Annotated in this window: 14 protein-coding genes and 2 tRNA genes; 7 read left to right on the top strand and 9 right to left on the bottom strand. The window is 45.4% G+C overall.

Features of this window, described 5'->3' with window-relative positions; translation table 11 throughout:
* Positions 1 to 76 (top strand) — tRNA-Val (locus RTR63_RS09150).
* A gap of 27 nt (positions 77 to 103) precedes the next feature.
* A tRNA-Asp gene (locus tag RTR63_RS09155) sits at positions 104 to 180 on the top strand.
* Positions 181 to 736: 556 nt separating this feature from the next.
* Here RTR63_RS09155 and RTR63_RS09160 read toward each other — a convergent pair.
* The 9 genes from RTR63_RS09160 to RTR63_RS09200 form a co-directional block, all read right to left on the bottom strand.
* On the bottom strand, positions 737 to 5659 hold the full coding sequence (locus RTR63_RS09160) for an NAD-glutamate dehydrogenase (RefSeq protein WP_312523846.1): 4923 nt from the start codon (positions 5657 to 5659) through the stop codon (positions 737 to 739).
* 25 nt (positions 5660 to 5684) lie between these two features.
* The gene (locus RTR63_RS09165) at positions 5685 to 6479 is read right to left on the bottom strand and encodes a universal stress protein (protein WP_312523848.1); all 795 of its coding nucleotides are present in this window, start codon (positions 6477 to 6479) and stop codon (positions 5685 to 5687) included.
* A gap of 88 nt (positions 6480 to 6567) precedes the next feature.
* Positions 6568 to 7503, bottom strand: coding sequence for an amino acid permease (locus RTR63_RS09170; RefSeq protein ID WP_312523850.1), 936 nt, complete (start codon positions 7501 to 7503; stop codon positions 6568 to 6570).
* Positions 7461 to 8027, bottom strand: coding sequence for an APC family permease (locus tag RTR63_RS09175; protein WP_257619556.1), 567 nt, complete (start codon positions 8025 to 8027; stop codon positions 7461 to 7463). The genes RTR63_RS09170 and RTR63_RS09175 overlap by 43 nt, the downstream gene beginning before the upstream one ends.
* A 110-nt stretch (positions 8028 to 8137) precedes the next feature.
* On the bottom strand, positions 8138 to 9124 hold the full coding sequence (gene astE, locus RTR63_RS09180) for a succinylglutamate desuccinylase (RefSeq protein WP_312523852.1): 987 nt from the start codon (positions 9122 to 9124) through the stop codon (positions 8138 to 8140).
* 34 nt (positions 9125 to 9158) lie between these two features.
* Entirely contained in the window at positions 9159 to 10505 is a 1347-nt protein-coding gene (gene astB, locus RTR63_RS09185; protein WP_312523854.1) for an N-succinylarginine dihydrolase, read from the bottom strand.
* Positions 10506 to 10559: 54 nt separating this feature from the next.
* On the bottom strand, positions 10560 to 12080 hold the full coding sequence (gene astD / locus RTR63_RS09190; RefSeq protein WP_312523856.1) for a succinylglutamate-semialdehyde dehydrogenase: 1521 nt from the start codon (positions 12078 to 12080) through the stop codon (positions 10560 to 10562).
* A gap of 168 nt (positions 12081 to 12248) precedes the next feature.
* On the bottom strand, positions 12249 to 13286 hold the full coding sequence (astA, locus tag RTR63_RS09195) for an arginine N-succinyltransferase (protein ID WP_312523858.1): 1038 nt from the start codon (positions 13284 to 13286) through the stop codon (positions 12249 to 12251).
* A 17-nt stretch (positions 13287 to 13303) separates the two neighbouring features.
* On the bottom strand, positions 13304 to 14539 hold the full coding sequence (locus RTR63_RS09200; protein ID WP_312523859.1) for a bifunctional succinylornithine transaminase/acetylornithine transaminase: 1236 nt from the start codon (positions 14537 to 14539) through the stop codon (positions 13304 to 13306).
* Positions 14540 to 14737: 198 nt separating this feature from the next.
* Between RTR63_RS09200 and RTR63_RS09205 the strand changes: the two genes are divergently transcribed.
* The 5 genes from RTR63_RS09205 to RTR63_RS09225 all read left to right on the top strand — a co-directional run.
* Positions 14738 to 15160: an Lrp/AsnC family transcriptional regulator gene (locus RTR63_RS09205; RefSeq protein WP_219330845.1), complete on the top strand. Its 423-nt coding sequence runs from the start codon at positions 14738 to 14740 to the stop codon at positions 15158 to 15160.
* A 550-nt stretch (positions 15161 to 15710) separates the two neighbouring features.
* A complete protein-coding gene (locus tag RTR63_RS09210) occupies positions 15711 to 17339 on the top strand; it encodes a BCCT family transporter (RefSeq protein WP_312523860.1) in 1629 nt (542 codons plus the stop codon).
* Between the two features lie 207 nt (positions 17340 to 17546).
* Entirely contained in the window at positions 17547 to 18080 is a 534-nt protein-coding gene (gene moaB / locus RTR63_RS09215) for a molybdenum cofactor biosynthesis protein B (protein WP_312385952.1), read from the top strand.
* Positions 18081 to 18122: 42 nt separating this feature from the next.
* Positions 18123 to 18680, top strand: a complete 558-nt coding sequence (gene mobA / locus RTR63_RS09220; RefSeq protein WP_312523861.1) for a molybdenum cofactor guanylyltransferase — start codon at positions 18123 to 18125, stop codon at positions 18678 to 18680.
* Positions 18681 to 18826: 146 nt separating this feature from the next.
* Positions 18827 to 19274, top strand: a 448-nt coding sequence (locus tag RTR63_RS09225) for a uroporphyrinogen-III C-methyltransferase (protein WP_312523862.1), incomplete at its 3' end; no start/stop codon positions are given.

Here is a 19274-nt window from a genome sequence, read left to right on the forward strand (position 1 = left end):
GGGTCGTTAGCTCAGTTGGTAGAGCGTCTGCCTTACACGCAGAATGTCGGCGGTTCGAATCCGTCACGACCCACCAACCTATATCATCGCTATCAGCTACCGTGCAGTGGTAGTTCAGTTGGTTAGAATACCGGCCTGTCACGCCGGGGGTCGCGGGTTCGAGTCCCGTCCGCTGCGCCACTTATTTTAGTGGATTTAAAAACGAAATTTTTAAAGTTTTATGCCTCAAATCTCCCCTGATTTGAGGTTTTTTTTGGCTTAAATTTTTTACTAAGTTATTGATTTTAAAAAATATATTGTTTTATGAATTTTTATTTTGATGTGATTGGGAAAATTGATTTTGATTGTTAAGTTGAAAAGATACCTATTTTTGATATTTAAGTAAAACTAACGTGACCAAACGCTTGTGACCAAAACGTGACCATTTTGTGACCAAAAATTTTGGCTTACGGCTTGCGACCTTGCAAGTCGTAGCATGTCAGGATGCAATGTTATCTTGCATCAATCTGGTATTTTAAGATAACGCACACTCACGTATGCCCAATGTCGAGACCAAATTATCATAAAATTAACATAGAACTGGGTTGATACATTTGAGCACTAACAAAAAAGCTTAAAAAAACAAAAAAGCCTAAAAAACTGATAAAACCGAAGAATGTATATACAGCTAATTCTCAGTATGCCAGCTTTTTAAGCCTCTTGTTTTATGCCTCTTTAGTGTTGAGAGATTACAAGTTTAGTCAATAATGCCTTCTTTTAACTGACTGACCAACACTGACAAAATGGCGAAGGTAATGGGTAAACCGCCTTCTTTGGCTTGTACCAATTCTGCCAAGGTATCGCCACGTTGCGCAGCAAACGCCTCAATCGCTGAAAGTGGGTCAGGCTGTGCTAAAAACTGACTGACATAACGGCGAAACGTGGTCATGATATCTTCACGCAGGGCATGAGCGGCGCGACGTTCCCAGTAGCTAGTCTGTGGCAAGGCTTCAACTTGCATCAATAGCCAATCAATATGCAGTAGCTCATATGCCTTGAAGTAAACTTTCGTCACTTGCTCGACATCTTGGCTATTTTTCTTGGCAAACCATACCGCATCTAGCACCTGTGGTGAGACAGGCAAGGTTGCAGAATGCGACTGCAATAATGAGATATCGCTGTATTCGGTGGTGAGTTTATCGAGATAATCCCTAAAGTAACTGGTACGAGGCTGGTTATCAAAGGTTTGATGGGTCAAGCTTGCCATGCCATCGGACAATTGGGTCGATACCGCAGTCACATCAAAGTCTTCCCCAAACTGCTGAATCAGCCAATACATACTTTGGGTCAGGTCCTGACGTAAGCATAACTCAAGGGTTAGCTGCTGTTGTGAGTTGATTTGATTGTCTAGGGCTTCAAACAACTGCCAATACTGCGAAATATCAAACACATCTCGCATCACGCTGTAGGATTTGACCACACTAGAAATCGATACACCTAACTCATCGACCATACGATAGATATCTTCGATACCTAAGCGATTGACCAAGCTGTTGGTCAAATAAGTGCTGATAATCTCTCGGTGTAATGGATTTTGCTGCATTTGCTCAAAGTATCGCTCAGACAACACGGTAGGGAAATATTTTCGCATTTCTTGAATAAAGTAACCATCATCAGGTACATCGGATTCTAACAGATGGTCATACACCCACATTTTGCCATACGCCAACAACACTGACAGCTCAGGATTGGTCAAGCCTTGTCCGGCTTTTTGACGGCGGGCGATTTCCTCATCACTTGGCAAAAATTCAATCGCTCTATCTAAGCGCTCTTCGCTTTCAAGATACTGCATGAATTTTTGTTGTAAGCCAAGATTGGCGGTTGCCTGCATGGCGGATAGTTCGATGGCTTGCGGCTGAAGATAGTTTTGACGCAACACCAGCTTTGCGACATCATCGGTCATACTGGCAAGCAGTTCGTTGCGTTGTTTGACGGTCATGTCGCCTTGTGCCACGATACCATCGAGTAAGATTTTAATGTTTACTTCGTGGTCAGAGCAGTTAACCCCTGCCGAGTTGTCGATGGCATCGGTGTAGAGTCGTCCGCCTGCTTGAGCAAACTCAATGCGCCCACGTTGGGTCATGCCCAAATTACCGCCTTCACCAATCACTTTGGCTTGCAGTTCATGCCCATCAATCCGCACCGCATCGTTGGCACGGTCGCCAACATCGGCGTGGCTTTCTTGGGTGCTTTTGACATACGTGCCGATACCACCATTCCAAATCAAATCAACAGGTGATTTTAGTAAGGCATGAATTAATTCATCAGGAGTAAGGCTGTGGGCTTCGATGGTAAATGCTTGTTTCATAGCCGAACTAATGGCGATTGCTTTGTCTTGACGAGAGAACACACCACCGCCTTGGCTAATCAAGGCTTTGTTGTAATCGTCCCATGTTGAGCGGGGCAAATTAAACAGACGTTCACGCTCGCTTAAGGCTGCCGCCACGTCAGGGGTTGGGTCGATAAAAATATGCAGGTGGTTAAAGGCTGCCAACAACTTGATATTGGGCGATAGCAACATCCCATTGCCAAACACATCGCCACCCATATCACCAATACCGACCACGGTGAATTGATTATTAGGATTGTTTGGGTTTTGGATGTCTTTGCCCATCATTCGGAAGTGACGTTTTACCGATTCCCACGCCCCTCTTGCTGTGATACCCATCGCCTTATGGTCGTAACCGACTGAACCACCTGAGGCAAAGGCATCCCCTAGCCAAAAGCCGTATTCAGCCGATAAGGCATTGGCAATATCGGAGAACGTCGCTGTGCCTTTATCAGCGGCAACGACCAAATATGGGTCATCACCATCATGACGCAGGGTATTGGCAGGTGGTACGACATGACCATCAACCAAGTTATCGGTGATATCAAGCAGCCCTCGAATAAAGGTCTGGTAACAACGCACACCTTCTGCCATATAGGTTTCTCGTCCGTCTTTCATCGACTTGGTTTTGACGATAAAAGCACCCTTTGAACCCACCGGCACAATCACGGCATTTTTGACCATTTGGGCTTTGACCAACCCCAATACTTCGGTGCGGAAATCTTCCATGCGATCTGACCAGCGCAGTCCGCCGCGAGCTACTTTGCCACCTCGCAAGTGCACGGCTTCGACTTTTGGCGAATACACAAAAATCTCAAACATCGGCTTGGGTTTTGGTAAATTTGGAATGTCTTTGGCAGAGAATTTAAACGACAAGCGGTCTTTACGCTCGCCTTGTTCGTCACGCTGATAATAGTTGGTACGAAGTAAAGCATGCAGTAAATCCAGTATCCAACGTAAAATACGGTCTTCATCGAGCGTTTGCACGGATTTGAGCGTGTCTTGAATGGTTGCTTCAATATTTTCCACGGTTAAAGTAGGGTCAGACATTACTTCACTTGCCAATATCACGTCTTGCGGACGCATTTTGGCATGAAACAGTTGTACAAAGCTGATACACAATTGTGGGTATTTAATCAAAGTTTGCTTGATATAAGGCAATGAAAATGGGGCTTTTGCCTGTAACATATAATGGCTCAAGGCTCGCAGAAGCACCACTTCATGAGCATCGAGTGGGGTCGTCAAAATCAGTTGGTTTAGGCTGTCATTTTCGATAGCGCCTTGCCAAATCAAGCCAAGCCCTTCTTCAACCTGTTTTGACACCACTGACATATCAACATTGGCGGCATCGGTGCTGTGTTTTAGTTGCAAGGCATACGCCTGCAACCACAAGTCCAAATTTTCTAACTCATAGCTTTGAGAACTGATGACATTTAAGCCAAAGTTTTCCAAAATCGGCAAAATGTGTGACAAGGTGGCAGGTTGCAATTTGCCATACACTTTGAGGTGCAGGTTTTGGGCAGGCTCGTTGGTCTTTTGATACAGATACCAGCGCATCGGTAGGGCTTGCTGGGTAGCGATGCTATCGAGTCGTTTGAGGTCTTGTAAAGCGACACGGGGCGTGTAATCTTCTTGATACGCCAAAGGAATACTTCTTAGATAGTTATCCGCCAGCTGCGTGCCTTGAGCCTCGCCCAGTTCATCGGCAAACACCTGTCTTGCTTCATCTTCCCATCCTTGCATGGACTTGTTGAGTTGCTCCTCAAGGCTCGGTAGTAGGGTATCTATGTCGATGTGATTGAGGTTTTCTGGCTGGGTGCGAACGTGTACGTGCAGACGTACATGATGCAACTCATCAAAATCTACCTTAAACTGTGACGACTCACCGCCAAAGGCATCAAGCAAAATTTGTTGAATCGCCCTACGCAGTTGGGTGTTAAATTTATCCCGTGGCACAAAAATAAGGCACGACACGAAGCGTTGATAATGATCAATACGGGCAAACAACCGCAGACGGTGTTTGTTGTGCAAATTGGCGATACCCATCACCATCGGATACAAGGCTTCGCTACTGGCTTGAAACAGGTCATCGCGCGGCAAAGTGTTCAAAATATGCTGAAACTTGTGATAAGCGTGCCCATTGGTCGGCAAATGAGCCATTGCAAGTACACTGGCGACTTTTTGACGAAGCATGGGGATTTGGGTGACACTTAATTGATAGGCGTTGGCGGTAAGCAAGCCAACAAAACGGTGTTCGCCAATCACTTTGCGGTTATCATCAAATTGCTGAATCCCCAAAAAATCCATGTACGCAGGGCGATGCACAGGCGATAAGTGACGAGATTTTGACAATAACAGCACTTGCGGTTCATTCACCAACGCTCGCAACGTTTTTGGCAATTGGTTAAAACTCTCAGACGGTTTTTCATGATCCAGGTTTTGGGTGCTAGCGGCTTGCATATCAGAGGTTTTATTATCATGGTCATCGCCAAGTAGCCCAAGACCTGTTTGGGTTTGTTGATAAATTTCGATGCCATCGGGTTCATCTCGATAATGGTATTCTCGATACCCCAAAAAGATAAAATTATTGTCTAAAATCCAATCTAAAAACGCTTGAATTTCGGGGATTTCGGCTTGTTGTTGTGCGGGTAGCTGGCTAGTTGCCAGTTGTTGTTTGACATCAATCAGTTTTTGTCGCATGGCTTGCCAATCATTGACCACCTTATCGAGCACTTTGATTTTATCCAAAATCGCGGTCTGGATCTCAGCAAGTCTGTCGGCTGACTGCTGAGAAATTTCACAATAAATCAATGAGATAAACTTGGTGTCGCTACTTTGACTGACGCTGACATCTATCACTTGCTGCGTGTCGTCACGGCTGACTGCCATGATGGTGTGATGCAAACGATGTACGGTGATATTCATCGACTCTAAGCTCATCAGCAAGGTATCGACCAAAAACGGACGATCAGATGCCACAATCTGAATAACGCTGTGCGCTGAGTGAAAGTGTTGGCTTTCATAATCGGGGGTAAACACTGCCACTTGCGGGGTTCCCAAGCGATGACGTTGTAATAGGCTAAAATGGTTTAATGCAATCCCTGCCAAGGTTTCGCTAGTCAAGGGCTTGTCCGCTCCTTGCCCAAAGTGTTGCTGACTGTTTTGGTAATAATTATCCACAAATTTGTCGAGTACTGGACTGTCACTCACATACTTGTGGGTAAATTGCTTGATGTCGTCCATGTCGAGCGCGGCAAGGGTTGCGGTAGTGACATTTTTTTTAGTATTCATGGTGATTTCTTCTTGTTTATTTCAGTTATTTATCGAGTCGAGGTAAAACCAATCTAGGCACAAAAGCATAGCGCACGATTTTGTCAAAATCGTGACTGGTGAATAAATGTTTGAGTTTTTCAGGTTTGTTAAAGCCAATCAGCAGTATTTCATTGGGTGACCACGTCACCGAGCGAATAGATTTTTTCCAATTATCACCACCGCCAATCTCTAGGCTAATTGGCACCTCGCTTTCCCAATGCTCGGTAGCGTGGTCAAAACCTGCTTGAAGCTGGTCACGCCACTCGTTGATGATAATATTCTCTGCATCAAACCCTGCTGCCGTAGGCGTAATATCCGTGTCTCGTACCCCAAAAGTGACAAACCGCAGCGGCACATCAAACATTGCCGCCCATTCTGCGGCAGTTTCTGCCAGTTCGTAAGATTTTTTTGAGCCAGATACTGCACAGCTTAAACGGGTGATTTTCTCACTAAATCCATGATTTTTATGAAATCCTTTGGGGGCAAGAGCTAAGGGTATCGTTGCATGATTGAGCAAATATTGCGTCACTTTACCTAAGATAAATTCGCCATTGAGTGCCATTTTGTCACTGCCGATGACAATGATATCAGCATACATATCCTTGGCGGTCTGCAGCAAACCTTGAGCGGGGGAATCAGCGGAACGAATCACATACTGTGCATCAATGTGGCTAGGTACCTCAAGTTTGACTTTATCCAGCGACTTTTTGGCTTCTTCATGCAAAAACTGGTGATATTCCTCATCGACTTTGGAGGATTTTTTGGCTTTGGCAGGTTTAGGCAAAATTTGACATATCACGAGCTCGCTTTTTAGCATTCTGCCAATACTATGCCAAGTTTTAACGCATCTTTACCAACTGCATTATCCAAATAACCGACTAACAGTTTCATACTCGACTCCCTGAGTGTTTTTCTAATGCTGAATTTTTTGAGGCCACAAAAAAGTAGTAACAGCCCGCTATGACTACCCATATCCCTGCAATCACATACACAATGATAGCTAAGCTTGAAATCAAATACAAACACGCCAAAATGCTTAATATGGGTAATACAGGAAACAGCGGTACTTTAAAGCCACGAAGGGCATTGGGCATGCGATAGCGTAGCAAAATTACCCCAATCGACACCACGGTAAAGGCAATCAGTGTGCCCATACTGGTCAAATCCCACAGTACGTCAGCAGGGATAAAACCGGCAATCAATGATACAATGATCGCCACAATTAAGGTGTTTGCATTAGGCGTCAATGTGCGTTGATTGACCCGGTGAAAAATCTTGGGCGCAAGTCCATCTCTGGACATGGCAAACAAAATACGAGTTTGACCGTACAGCACTACCAACGTAATCGAAAACACCGACACCACGGCCCCTGCTGCCAGCACGATAGCAGGCCATTTTGAGCCTGTAATGTTTTGCAAAATCACCGCCAATCCTGCTTCTTGTCCTTCAAACAAGCCTTGAGCCTGAGCGCCTAATGCAGTCAACGCCACCAAAATATAGAAAGTAATCACCACAAATAAAGCGGCAATAATCGCCAATGGCAGATTACGGCGCGGATTTTCGACCTCTTCGCCAGCGGTAGACACCGCATCTAGCCCGATAAAGGTAAAAAAGATAGACCCTGCTGCCGCCCCAATCCCTGCCATGCCATGTGGGGCAAACGGCGTGAGATTGCCTGCATTAAAGGCACTGCCTGCAATGGCGATAAATAACACCAGCACCGCAAGCTTGACCACTACCATGATGGCATTAACTTTGGCAGACTCCGCCACCCCACGCATCAACAGTACACAGCACAAAAACACCAAAACCGACGCAGGCAAATTGATACCCCCATCACCGCCAAAATACAGGCGATACCGTCCGCCTGTAGGGGTGCAGACAGCATCCAACTCGGCAAATGCACACCAAACACATTGACAATCAAGTTATTTAAATACTCACTCCAGCCAATCGCCACCGCCGCCGCTGATACGCCGTATTCCAAAATCAAACAGGCTGCCACCAAAAACGCCACCCCCTCACCAAGCGTGGCATAGGCATAGGAATACGACGAGCCAGAGGCAGGAATCATCGAGCTAAGTTCAGCATAACACAGTGCGGTCAAACCTGCGGTAATCCCCGCAATGATAAAAGAAATCAACACGGCAGGGCCTGCTACAGGAACCTGTTGACTTAATACAAAGAAAATACCCGTACCAATCGTTGCTCCCACCCCAAACATGGTAAGCTGAAACAACGAAATCGAGCGTTTAAGATGTTTGCCTTCTTGGCGGGTTTCCTCCACCAATTGGTCGATGGGTTTTTGGCGCAATAAGCGGTGGGTTAAACTTGGCGTCCGTTCCATAAGTTATCCTGTAAAAACAATATCCCTGAGTCCTACCTTAAAAACTGGCTTTGACAAATGAATACATGAGTTGAAATGGGTAAATAGTTTTTCCTAGTAAAAGGCAATAGCTAAACAGCCATTCGCTCTTTTAATACCAAACCCGCGCGCAGTCCTTTTGCAACATTGGGATTGGGAAACAAAATATAAGCCGTGCCATCGTGCATTATGTAGGTCTGACCGCCATCAGTGGCAAGCGGTGTGCCTGCTTCAAAGGCGGTAAAATTAGGGGCAGTCGGCTCGACATATAGTACAAATTCATCGCTTTGCTTGATGATAGAATCGCTGACATCAAACACCCGTATCGCAGCTGTTTGGCGAGCGGGTAATGCCTGACCGCTGATGATCGCTCGGAGCACACGGTCGATAGAGGCAAACTGACGCAAATCATTTTGCCCAAAGGGCTTGGCTTTACCCAGCTCTAGCGTGGCACTAAACGCTTGGTGCGCTGAGCAACTAAATTGGGTGAACGTACTACCCGTGGTATTGTGATACACCAAGGCATCAAGTTCTGCTGCCGCTAGGCTGCTGAGCAAAAAGTCATCCGCCGCGGTTGCTGGATAGGGAAATAACGCAAATGTGGGCAATAGCGATGAGCGAATCGCGGTGTGCAAGTCATAATGATAACGAGGGAGGCGCTTATCTACCGTAGCAAAAAACTGGCCAACCCATTGTTCAAGTAGTTTTGCCCGCAGGGCTTCTTGAGAGGTGAGCGAGGTTTTGTTTGGTTGATACGATTGATAAAACAAGCGGTTCATGTCAAACCCGATAAAACGCTTGTTTTGGCGAATGGCTTCAGGATTGCCCAAAATCAACAGCAATCGGGTATTGACCGTCAACTCACCTGCAAATATATCTTGATAAATCTGCTCTAACATCTCAATCGGGGCAGTTTCGTTGCCATGAATCCCTGCCGAAATCACCACCGATTTGTCATAAGTAGCAGGGGTAATACTCACCACACCGTCACCCAGCCATTGCCAAGTGATATTGTGGATTTTCCCGGCTTTGGTGGTGGGGCGTGTTCGGCTTAACACGTCTTGCAAAAAACTTGGCATAACAAGCTATCCTTTGATAAAACCTTGGTCAATTTTATTGCTGAAAATGATACACCGAGCCTAACTGCAAAATCTGGGTCAATTCATCCAACGCCTCATAACTCTCTTGCACTAACGCAGGGTCGCCGATATCCGCTTGGCTTAACGAATCACGGTAATGGCTATCCACCCATTGATTTAGACGCTCAAACAATCCATCATTCATCAACACATGCGGATTGACCGCCTGTAGCTCGGTGTCGTTGAGGGCGACCCGCAACCGCAAGCACGCAGGACCACCACCGTTTCGCATACTTTCTCGTAAATCAAACACTTTGATATCATCAATCGGCGTACCCATGGCAATCATGTCGTTTAAATACGCCCACACCGCTGGGTGCTGACGAGATTCTTCAGGCACGACAATAGTCATGCCACCATCAGGACGGGTCAAAAGCTGACTGTTAAACAGATAAGTCGCCACGGCATCGCTTATCGTTACTCGATTGCTAGGCACTTCAATGGCAATCAATTCTTGCTCAATGCCTGCCATCTTACGGCGAATCTCATCCAGCGCTTGGGCTTGATTGACAAAAGCGGCTTCATGGCAAAATAATACTTGCTGATTGCTCACCGCAATCACATCATTATGAAACACCCCTTGGTCGATGGCATCGGGGTTTTGCTGGATAAAAGCGACTCGCTGTGCATCTAGCCCATGCAAACGGGCGATGGCTTGACTGGCTTCGAGCGACTGACGGGCAGGATAGCGTTTGGGTGCAATGTCACCGCCTAAAAACTGCTGACCATACACGAAGACTTGTACCGCAGGGTCAGCATAGTTTGCCCCCAAGCGATTGTGATTGGCGGCGCCTTCATCGCCAAACATTGCCACAGGCGGCAGGGCAGAATGATGGACAAAGTGATTGGGGTTGTTAAACATCGCTGCGAGCACTTTGCTTGTAGTGTCATGTTCAATCGAGCGATGAAATTTGTTATTGAGATTGGCGGCGGTAAAATGCACCCGCCCATCGTAACTGTCGGCTGACGGTGAAACCGTTGCCGCATTGGCGACCCACATCGAAGACGCTGAGGTCAAATTAGACAGCAAACTGGGCGAGGCTGTCATCGCTTGACGAATCACACTGGCGTCATCGCCTGTGAAGCCCAATTGGCGTAAGCTTGGCAAGTGAGGACGAGCTTGCGGGGCAATCACGCCCTGTTTTAGTCCCATATCTGCCAAGGCTTTCATCTTGATTAAACCTTGTTTGGCAGCAAGTTTTGGGTTGGCGACATGGTTACGGTTGCTGGTTGAAGCTTCATTGCCAAATGACAACCCTGCGTAATGGTGTGTCGGCCCTACTAAGCCATCAAAATTGACTTCATATCCTGTTTTTGACATCCCTATATCCCTATGATTAATTTAAAAAATTCGCTTCGATAATATTTTGATAACTTACAACACAACCCCTGGCGATAATTTCTCAGGCAAAGTCAATTGTTCACTCTCAAGCGACGCCATCGGCCACGCACAGTAATCAGCCGCATAAAACGCGCTGGCACGATGGTTACCCGATGCGCCAACCCCACCAAACGGTGCGGCACTCGATGCCCCTGTTAAAGGCTTGTTCCAATTGACAATCCCCGCGCGGGCTTCCATTAATAAACGCTCAAACAAGTCACGCTTTGGCGATACCAAACCTACCGACAACCCAAACCGCGTGTCATTGGCAAGACGCAATGCCGCGTCAAAATCGTTGTAGCGATAAATGCACAACAAGGGTCCAAAGTATTCTTCATCAGGGATGTCTTTGATATCGGTCACATCCAAAATCGCAGGTGATAATAGACTGCTGTTGTCTTTAACAGGCCGCATGATCAAGCGCGGTTTTGCCCCCAACTCAATGAGTTTTTGTTGGGCAGCTAGCATATCGTTGGCAGCTTTTAGCGAAATCACGCCGCCCATAAATGGCTGGGGCTCAGCGTCCCATTCGCCAATTACCAGTTTTTTACTGGCATCAACCAAGCGTTCAATAAACGCATCTCCCGCTTTGCCGTTTTTGACCAGTAAACGACGGGCACAGGTGCAACGCTGTCCTGCCGAGACAAACGCTGATTGAATGGTCAAATTCACTGCCGCATCTAGGCTGTCTGGCTCGCTGTCATCCAAGTCATCGATAATCAAGGCGTTATTGCCACCCATTTCAAGGGCAAGGATTTTGTCAGGACGACCTGCCAACTGATGATGTAATTGATAGCCTATGTTGGCACTGCCTGTAAACAGCAAACCATCGATGTGCTTGGATTGTGCCAATGCCACGCCTGTGTCACGTCCGCCTTGCACCAGGTTGATAACGCCATTGGGCAAACCTGCTTGTTGCCAAAGCTTGACGGTTGCTTCGGCAGTCCATGGGGTCAACTCACTGGGCTTAAACACAATCGCATTGCCTGCAATCAAAGCAGGGACGATATGCCCATTGGGCAAATGTCCTGGAAAATTATAAGGACCAAACACCGCCAGTACCCCGTGCGGGCGATGGCGTAAGGATGCCACGCCATCTGCCATTTTGGTTTCGCTCGCGCCCGTGCGTTCGTGATATGCACGAATCGAAATCGACACTTTACCTATCATCGATTGTACTTCGGTGAGGGTTTCCCATCGGGGTTTGCTGGTCTCTTGGCTGATGATTTCGGCAAGGGCGGTCTTGTTGTCTTCTAGCAATTTGGCAAAGCGTTCGATAATCGCAATTCGCTCGCTAATCGGCTTTTTTGCCCAACTGAGGAACGCTTGACGCGCCGCTTGACACGCCACTTCAACATCCTCCGCCGTCGCTGCGTTGCCTTGCCAAATCACTGCTTGGCTCACCGGGTTGGTTGTTTGCCACACGTCACCGTGAGCTGTGACCCATTCACCATTAATGAGTAGCGTCGCCTGTAGGCTGTTGCTGTTTGGGCGTTTATTGTCAGCGGTTGTCATCTTATCTTCCTTAAATGATTGATTGCCATTTTTTACAAAAACATAACTTCTAAAAAAACATAATTTCTACAAAAACATAGCTTTTATAAAACTATAAATAGTTGGGTAAAATGCTTTATCGGTCACGCGGTGCTGTTAGCGTGATGTTAATCGACTTGTATGAACCCATTAATGCGTAGGATTGAGCGGTAACACTCGCACACTCTGACCGTCTGTGAGATGAAGCTGTTTGGCTTGTTGTGTGGTCAACGATAGGGCGCCGTTAAGCTCGCTTGGTAATTCAAGCAAGCACGCTCGGTAGTCCAAATAATTATCATTGCCACACAAATATGGCTGAGTGTCAGACATGTTATTAGCGATTGAATCACTAATAGTGACGGTCACAAGCTGACTGTCATGCACCGCTCGAAGATTGCAAATTTCGGCTTCTAAGGTCGGACCTGCATCAAAAATATCGACATAATTTTGATACTTTAACCCTTCGCTTTCTAGGACTTTGCTAGCAGGCAAAGTTTTTGGGTGGGTTTTGCCAATGACGGCTTTGGCTTCAGCGGTCAGCAAGTCCACATAAATGGGGAAGCGGGGCATCAGCTCAGCGATAAAGGCTTTTTTGCCAATGCCTGTAAGATAATCAGCTTGGGCAAAATCGATATCAAAAAAATGACTACCCACCGCATCCCAAAACGGTGAACGCCCGTTTTCATCTGAATAGCCGCGCATTTCAGCAATCAATTTTTCTTCAAAATACTGCGAAAAGGCAGCGATAAACAAAAAGCGGATTTTTGACAATAATTTGCCGTTGTGGTTTTGGCGGTAGTCTTCGTCCAAAAACAAGGTACAAAGCTCGCTACTGCCCGTCAAATCATTGCCCAAAATCAAAGTTTTCATGATGTTATGGGTGTCAAGACTTTGTGAAGAGTGCACCTGTTTGCCGACGTGGTAGGTATAAAACGAATCACCCAACCCAATCGCCACCTCAATTCCGCTAAGTCCCACGACTTTTTGGCTGTCGGTGTCTTCAAGCACAAACAAATAGCCTTGCTCACACTTTTTGGCGTCGCCTTTGAGGGTTTTTTCGATGCGTTTAAGACGGCTTAATAACACTTCTTTGTTGGCAGGCAGGGTCGTCATACCAATACCCGATTTTTCTGCCAACACAAAAATATCATCCAAGTCATTGACGCTTGCGTGTCGAACGATAAACATAGCGGTCACCTATCGACTTAATTGGCTTGATTGGCATTGGGTTGATTGGCGACAAAGCGAGCAATCGCACGCGCTAAACGGTTTAAGCCCTCGTCAATTTCGTCATCGCTAATAATCAGCGAGGGGGCAAAGCGAACGACATTTAAACCCGCTACCAAGACCAACACGCCTTCTTCACTAGCAAGGGTAACGATGTCTTTGGCTTTGCCTGCATAGGCAGGTTTTAGTACCGCCCCCAGTAACAACCCTTGACCTCGCACGGTCTCAAAAATAGGATAGGTTTGGTTGATGGCGTGTAGTCTATCAATGATGCGCTGCGAGCGAGTCTTGACCCCTGATAACACCTCAGGCGTATTGATAAACTCAAACACCGCGCCTGCAACCGCGCTGGCAAGTGGATTGCCGCCATAGGTCGTGCCATGGTCGCCAACCGCAAATTGACTGGCAAATTCATCCGTCGTAAGCATCGCCCCAATCGGGAAACCGCCACCCAGCGCTTTGGCGGTGGTCAAGATATCGGGCACAACCCCTGTATTCATATAAGCATACAGCGCCCCTGTACGCCCCACGCCAGTTTGGACTTCATCAAAAATCAGCAGCGCCCCTTTGTCATCACACAATTGACGTAAGCCTTGTAAAAACTCAGCATCCGCAGGCAACACACCGCCTTCACCTTGAATTGGCTCAACAATCACTGCACACGTTTGCTCATCAATCACTGCTTTTGCCGCCGCTAAATCATTGAACGGCACGTGAATAATACCGCCAGGTAGTGGGGCAAAGTCTTTTGAATATTTTGGTTGACCACCTGCTGCCACAGTAAACAGCGTACGACCGTGGAATGAATTGTCAAACGCCACGATGTTGCTTTTACCCTTGGCAAGCCCGATTTTACGCGCCAGTTTGAGTGCCGCTTCGTTGGCTTCTGCCCCTGAATTGGCAAAAAATACTTTGTCGGCAAAAGTATGATCAACCAACTGTTTCGCCAGTTTTAATACAGGCTCATTGGTATAACCGTTGCCGATATGCCACAATTTTTGACCTTGTTCTATCAAGGCTTTCACCGCCACAGGGTGAGCATGACCTAGAGCGTTCACGGCAATACCGCCAGCAAAGTCAATATAGTCTTTGCCATCTTGTGCCCATAGTTTTGCCCCGTCGCCTTTAACCAAAATAAACGAAGCAGGGGCGAAAACAGGGACTATGTATTGATCAAAATCTTGGCGGGTTGGTGGATTGGGTTGCGTGGTCATACGATTTCCTTATCAAAAAAATGGTAGAAATAACTATGTATAAAAGGTGTTAAACACTAAGTATTCATTGGCAAATTGCTGAATATAAAAATATTCAAAGCTTGTTAATTAGTATAGACAATCAAATTGCCAATAAAAAAGTTACAAAGTGACTATAATTAATTCATAATGAGCAAATTGCTAATAGGAAAAGTCAAAATGAATGATAATGACGAAAAGATTCTGGGTTTATTACGAGACAACGCCCGCTTGTCGATTAGCGCGATTGCTGACGTGCTAAAGCTGTCTCGTACTACGGTGCAGAAGCGTATTGAATACATGGAGAAAAAAGGTATCATCACAGGCTATACCATTCGAATGAAGCCGACTGCCGAAAAAAATTTGATTCGAGCGTGGATGAGTATTCAAGTGGAAGGTAATAAGGCAAGTTTGGTGGTTCAACAGCTGCGTCTCAATCCCGCGGTTCATGAACTGCACACAACAAATGGTAAATGGGATTTATTGGTAGAGCTCACGGCAGATACGTTACAAAATTTTGATAAGGTATTGGAACAAATTCGCAAAATTTCAGGGATTTATAATACCGAAACGAGCATTTTATTGACAACTTATAAAGTCTGATGTTGTGAGTCATGATGGTATAGCTAGAAATGGCGGAGCTAAAAATTGCGTGTTTATGTACAAAGTGTCTATGTAAAAAATAGGTAAAAAATGTGCATTATCTCGCTTTATTTTGCGGTGAAATAGCTGGCATGATCGGGGGCTTACCATCTATCTATGCTATTTGTTGTGAGCTATTTGTTGTGACCAAAAAATCCACTAACGCCTTAACGCGTTTTACCTTTAAGCCCGTCATTGAAAGCATCCTGATTATCTAAGGGGGTAGCAACCCAGACGAGGCGACAGTTAGTCAAATTAAAGCAGATAAACCGATGATGAATGTTGAATTAACCCCTGCATAATAATATTGGGTTATTAAATAAAATTAATTAATCCTATTTTCTCTGCTCTACTAAAATGTTACAGTATGTTAAGATATATATCCTTTATAATCAAAAACTTAGTTTTGTTTTTGTGGTATATACGCCCTGTGAAATCTTGCTGTAATTTGAAATATTGTAAATAATTTGTTAAGGTTGCTTTCCAGTTAATCTAATGAAAACATATCTTTATGAGTTCTGTGAAAGTCGAAAAATTCGGCCCTTTTCCTCGGGTTAATCGCCCTGTTTTTATTGCCTCCGCATTGCTGATTGTCGGATTTATTATTTTTGGTTCATTATTTGGTGAGTTGGCAGGTGAGGTTTTTAACCAACTGCAGTCTTTTATTACCCACCGTTTTCGTTGGCTTTTTATCATTTTGATGAATGTCACGGTGGTGTTTAGCCTATATATTGCCTTGAGTCGTTATGGCGATATTCGGCTTGGGCATCAGACAGAGCATCCTGAGTATAGTTTGCTGTCATGGTTTGGGATGCTGTTTAGTGCGGGGATTGGGATTGGTCTGTTGTATTGGGGGACGGCAGAGCCGTTGTATCATTTTATGTCGCCTCCGATGGGGCAAGCCGAAACCGTAGAAGCAGCTAAACAAGCGATGAGTATTTCGTTTTTGCATTGGGGGATTCATGCGTGGGCGTTGTATTGTGTCGTGGCGTTGTCATTGGCGTATTTTCATTATCGCCGTGGCTTGCCGTTGTCGATTCGCTCGGTACTTTACCCGTTGATTGGTCAAAAAATCTATGGCAAATGGGGGCATGTGGTCGATACCCTTGCGGTGTTTGGCACGATGTTTGGGGTGGTGACATCCTTGGGGCTGGGTGCGATGCAAATCAACACAGGCTTTAGCAATGTGTTTGGTATTCCCAATAATATTCCGGTACAGCTTTGTTTGATTGCAATTATTACCGCGATGGCAACGTTATCAGTGATGATGGGACTGGATAAAGGGATTAAACGCTTAAGCGATATCAATATTGTACTGACTGTGTTGCTGCTTGGTTTTATGTTATTGTTTGGTCCGACCCAGTTTATCATCGATAGTTTTATTGAAAATATCGGCAATTATGTCAGTCAACTTATTCCACTAGGATTTTGGAGTGAGGCGTATAGCAATACGGATTGGCAGGCAAATTGGACGATTTTTTATTGGGCATGGTGGGTGAGTTGGTCGCCATTTGTGGGAATTTTTGTGGCGCGCATTTCTCGGGGTCGTACTATCAGAGAGTTTATTTTTGGGGTGTTATTTATCCCGATGCTGTTGTTGTTCTTTTGGTTTACCACTTTTGGCGGCAGCGCGGTACATATGGAATTGATGGGCAATTATGGGCTGATAGAAGCAGTCAAAGCCGATTATGGTAGTGCGATTTTTAAACTGATTGAATATTATCCTTTAACCAAGCCTGTGACGCTGGTGATTGTGGTGATGATTATGTTGTGGTTTGTCACTTCGTCAGATTCGGCAAGCCTTGTGATTGATATGCTCACCGCAGGCGGCGATACCAATCCGCCAAAAATTCAGCGGTTATTTTGGGCATTGAGCCAAGGGGTGATTGCTGCGGTATTATTGGTGGCAGGGGGATTATCTGCGTTGCAAGCGGTCGCGATTATTGCAGGCTTTCCGTTTGCCATCGTGGTGTTTGTGATGATGTATTGTTTATGGCGAGGGCTGACACGTGATAGATTGACCTTGTACCGTAATCAACAATGGTATATCACGGCAGAGTCTGCTGAGCATAATTCAGCGAATGAGTTTATCGATGAGCATTTATTGCTGGGTCCGCCCGTGGTAGTTAAAGATGAGTAATATTGTTTTTGTTGATTAACATAAATGCACGGGTGCAAGCGTCGCAAAGCTGATGCCTGTCTACGCAGTCAACCACTGGGCGTTAATTGACAGAGTGACAGCCTAGACATGCGTTACAAACAAAAACGCTATAACAAACGCCTAATCTATGGCAATATTTGATATGCCCATAAAATTGTATGCCCATCAAATAATGAGGAAACCCCAATGAGCAAGCCTGAAAAACCTTTTATTGCGCTTAATATCGCAATCTTAACTGTATCAGACACCCGAAGTTTAGAAGAAGATACCTCTGGTCAATACCTAGCCGATAGCCTTGTCGAATCAGGGCATACTCTGGCGGAGCGAGCCATACGCACCGATGATATTTATCAAATCCGTGCGATCGTGAGTCAATGGATTGCCGACCCTGCGATTCACGCTATCATTACCACGGGCGGGACAGGTTTTTATATCCGTGACCAAATCCCTGAAGCCCTAAGCCCGCTGTTTGATAAAGAAGTACAAGGGTTTGGTGAGATGTTCCGCGCGTTATCTCGTGATGAAATCGGCATGTCAACTTTGCAATCTCGCGCCCTAGCAGGCATGGCGAATAATACGGTGATTTTTTGTTTACCTGGCTCCTCGGGTGCCTGTCGCACAGGCTGGAAAGGCATCATCAAAGAACAGCTCGACAACCGTACCCGTCCATGTAACTTTGTGCCCCATCTGATGCGTGAAAATCCAAAACATGACCATTAAATTGGCAGGAGTGGTGATTTTGGCGGGGGTGAATCATCTCGGATGGGTTCACCCAAGGCGCTATTAAGCTTGCCAAATGGCGAGACTTTGCTTGATTTTCATATTCGTCATGCCAAATGCTTAAATGTCCCTGTGATGATGGCGGATAATGGTAAGCGCTTATGCCATGATATAACCGTCAAAATCATTGATGATTATCTCCCTAATCAACAAAATGGCAAAGGGGGAGGGGCTTTATCAGCCATGGCAAGTGCCATGAATCAAGTCATGTCTCCTTACCATTATTTACTGGTGATAAGCTGTGATAGTTTGGTTCATGCCCATCAAGTTTTTGATAAGTTGCGTTATGCAGTAACCGATAATGAGGCGGTGATTTATTTAAAGGCTGAAAAGGATTATCCATTGTTGGGTTTGTATCGTACGGATTTATTAATAAAATTAAACGATTATTTGGATAAGGGTCAGCGCGCAGTGATGAAGTTTTTGGCGGATAAAAAAATACAAACCGCTGCATTGCCGAATGAATGGATAACTTTAGCAAATTTTAATACCAAAAATGAATTTGATTTGGCGTTGAACTCACTCAATGACATAGGATAAATAGGTCAAATTTTGGGAAATTATTCACATTAACAGGATATAAAATAATTTCATCAGTTAAGGGTAGGATTAAGGGTATGAGTTAAAATTTAGGCATGGTAATTGCATTTTTAAATTACCTTGTTTGATTATGTTGGAAAACTGCTATGCCTTCAATCAGTAGCCCTGTGAGTGTTGAATTTTTTCCCCATGACACCGTGAAAGAAAATCGTTTTGACCTTCCTATAACCACCAAACATGCAAAACCTGTACAAAATCAGGGCAAAGTGTATCTGGTTGGTGCAGGTACAGGCGACCCTGAACTCTTGACCATCAAAGCTTATAAAACCATCTTGCAAGCGGATGTGATTTGTTATGACAATCTGGTGAGTGATGAGATTTTGGCACTTAACACAACGGCAGAAAAAATCTATGTGGGTAAAAAATGCCACAAGCACAGCATGTCCCAGCAAGACATCAATGGCTTATTGGTCACCCTAGCGCAACAAGGCAAAACTATTGTACGCTTAAAGTCGGGCGACCCGTTTATCTTTGGGCGTGGCGGTGAAGAAATGCAGACCGTAGTGAGCGCCGGCATTGCATGTGAGTCAATTG

Origin of the sequence: Moraxella sp. CTOTU47724, from assembly GCF_032014955.1 — a bacterium.
In the GTDB taxonomy this organism is placed as follows: domain Bacteria; phylum Pseudomonadota; class Gammaproteobacteria; order Pseudomonadales; family Moraxellaceae; genus Faucicola; species Faucicola tetraodonis.

Coding starts and splice junctions, on each gene's coding strand:
- RTR63_RS09200 (WP_312523859.1), bottom strand. CDS start 14,539: ATGACCACGCAACCCAATCCACCAACCCGCCAAGATTTTGATCAATAC.
- RTR63_RS09160 (WP_312523846.1), bottom strand. CDS start 5,659: ATGAATACTAAAAAAAATGTCACTACCGCAACCCTTGCCGCGCTCGAC.
- astB (WP_312523854.1), bottom strand. CDS start 10,505: ATGTCAAAAACAGGATATGAAGTCAATTTTGATGGCTTAGTAGGGCCG.
- astE (WP_312523852.1), bottom strand. CDS start 9,124: ATGCCAAGTTTTTTGCAAGACGTGTTAAGCCGAACACGCCCCACCACC.
- RTR63_RS09210 (WP_312523860.1), top strand. CDS start 15,711: ATGAGTTCTGTGAAAGTCGAAAAATTCGGCCCTTTTCCTCGGGTTAAT.
- mobA (WP_312523861.1), top strand. CDS start 18,123: ATGGGTTCACCCAAGGCGCTATTAAGCTTGCCAAATGGCGAGACTTTG.
- RTR63_RS09205 (WP_219330845.1), top strand. CDS start 14,738: ATGAATGATAATGACGAAAAGATTCTGGGTTTATTACGAGACAACGCC.
- RTR63_RS09175 (WP_257619556.1), bottom strand. CDS start 8,027: ATGGAACGGACGCCAAGTTTAACCCACCGCTTATTGCGCCAAAAACCC.
- moaB (WP_312385952.1), top strand. CDS start 17,547: ATGAGCAAGCCTGAAAAACCTTTTATTGCGCTTAATATCGCAATCTTA.
- astA (WP_312523858.1), bottom strand. CDS start 13,286: ATGTTTATCGTTCGACACGCAAGCGTCAATGACTTGGATGATATTTTT.
- astD (WP_312523856.1), bottom strand. CDS start 12,080: ATGACAACCGCTGACAATAAACGCCCAAACAGCAACAGCCTACAGGCG.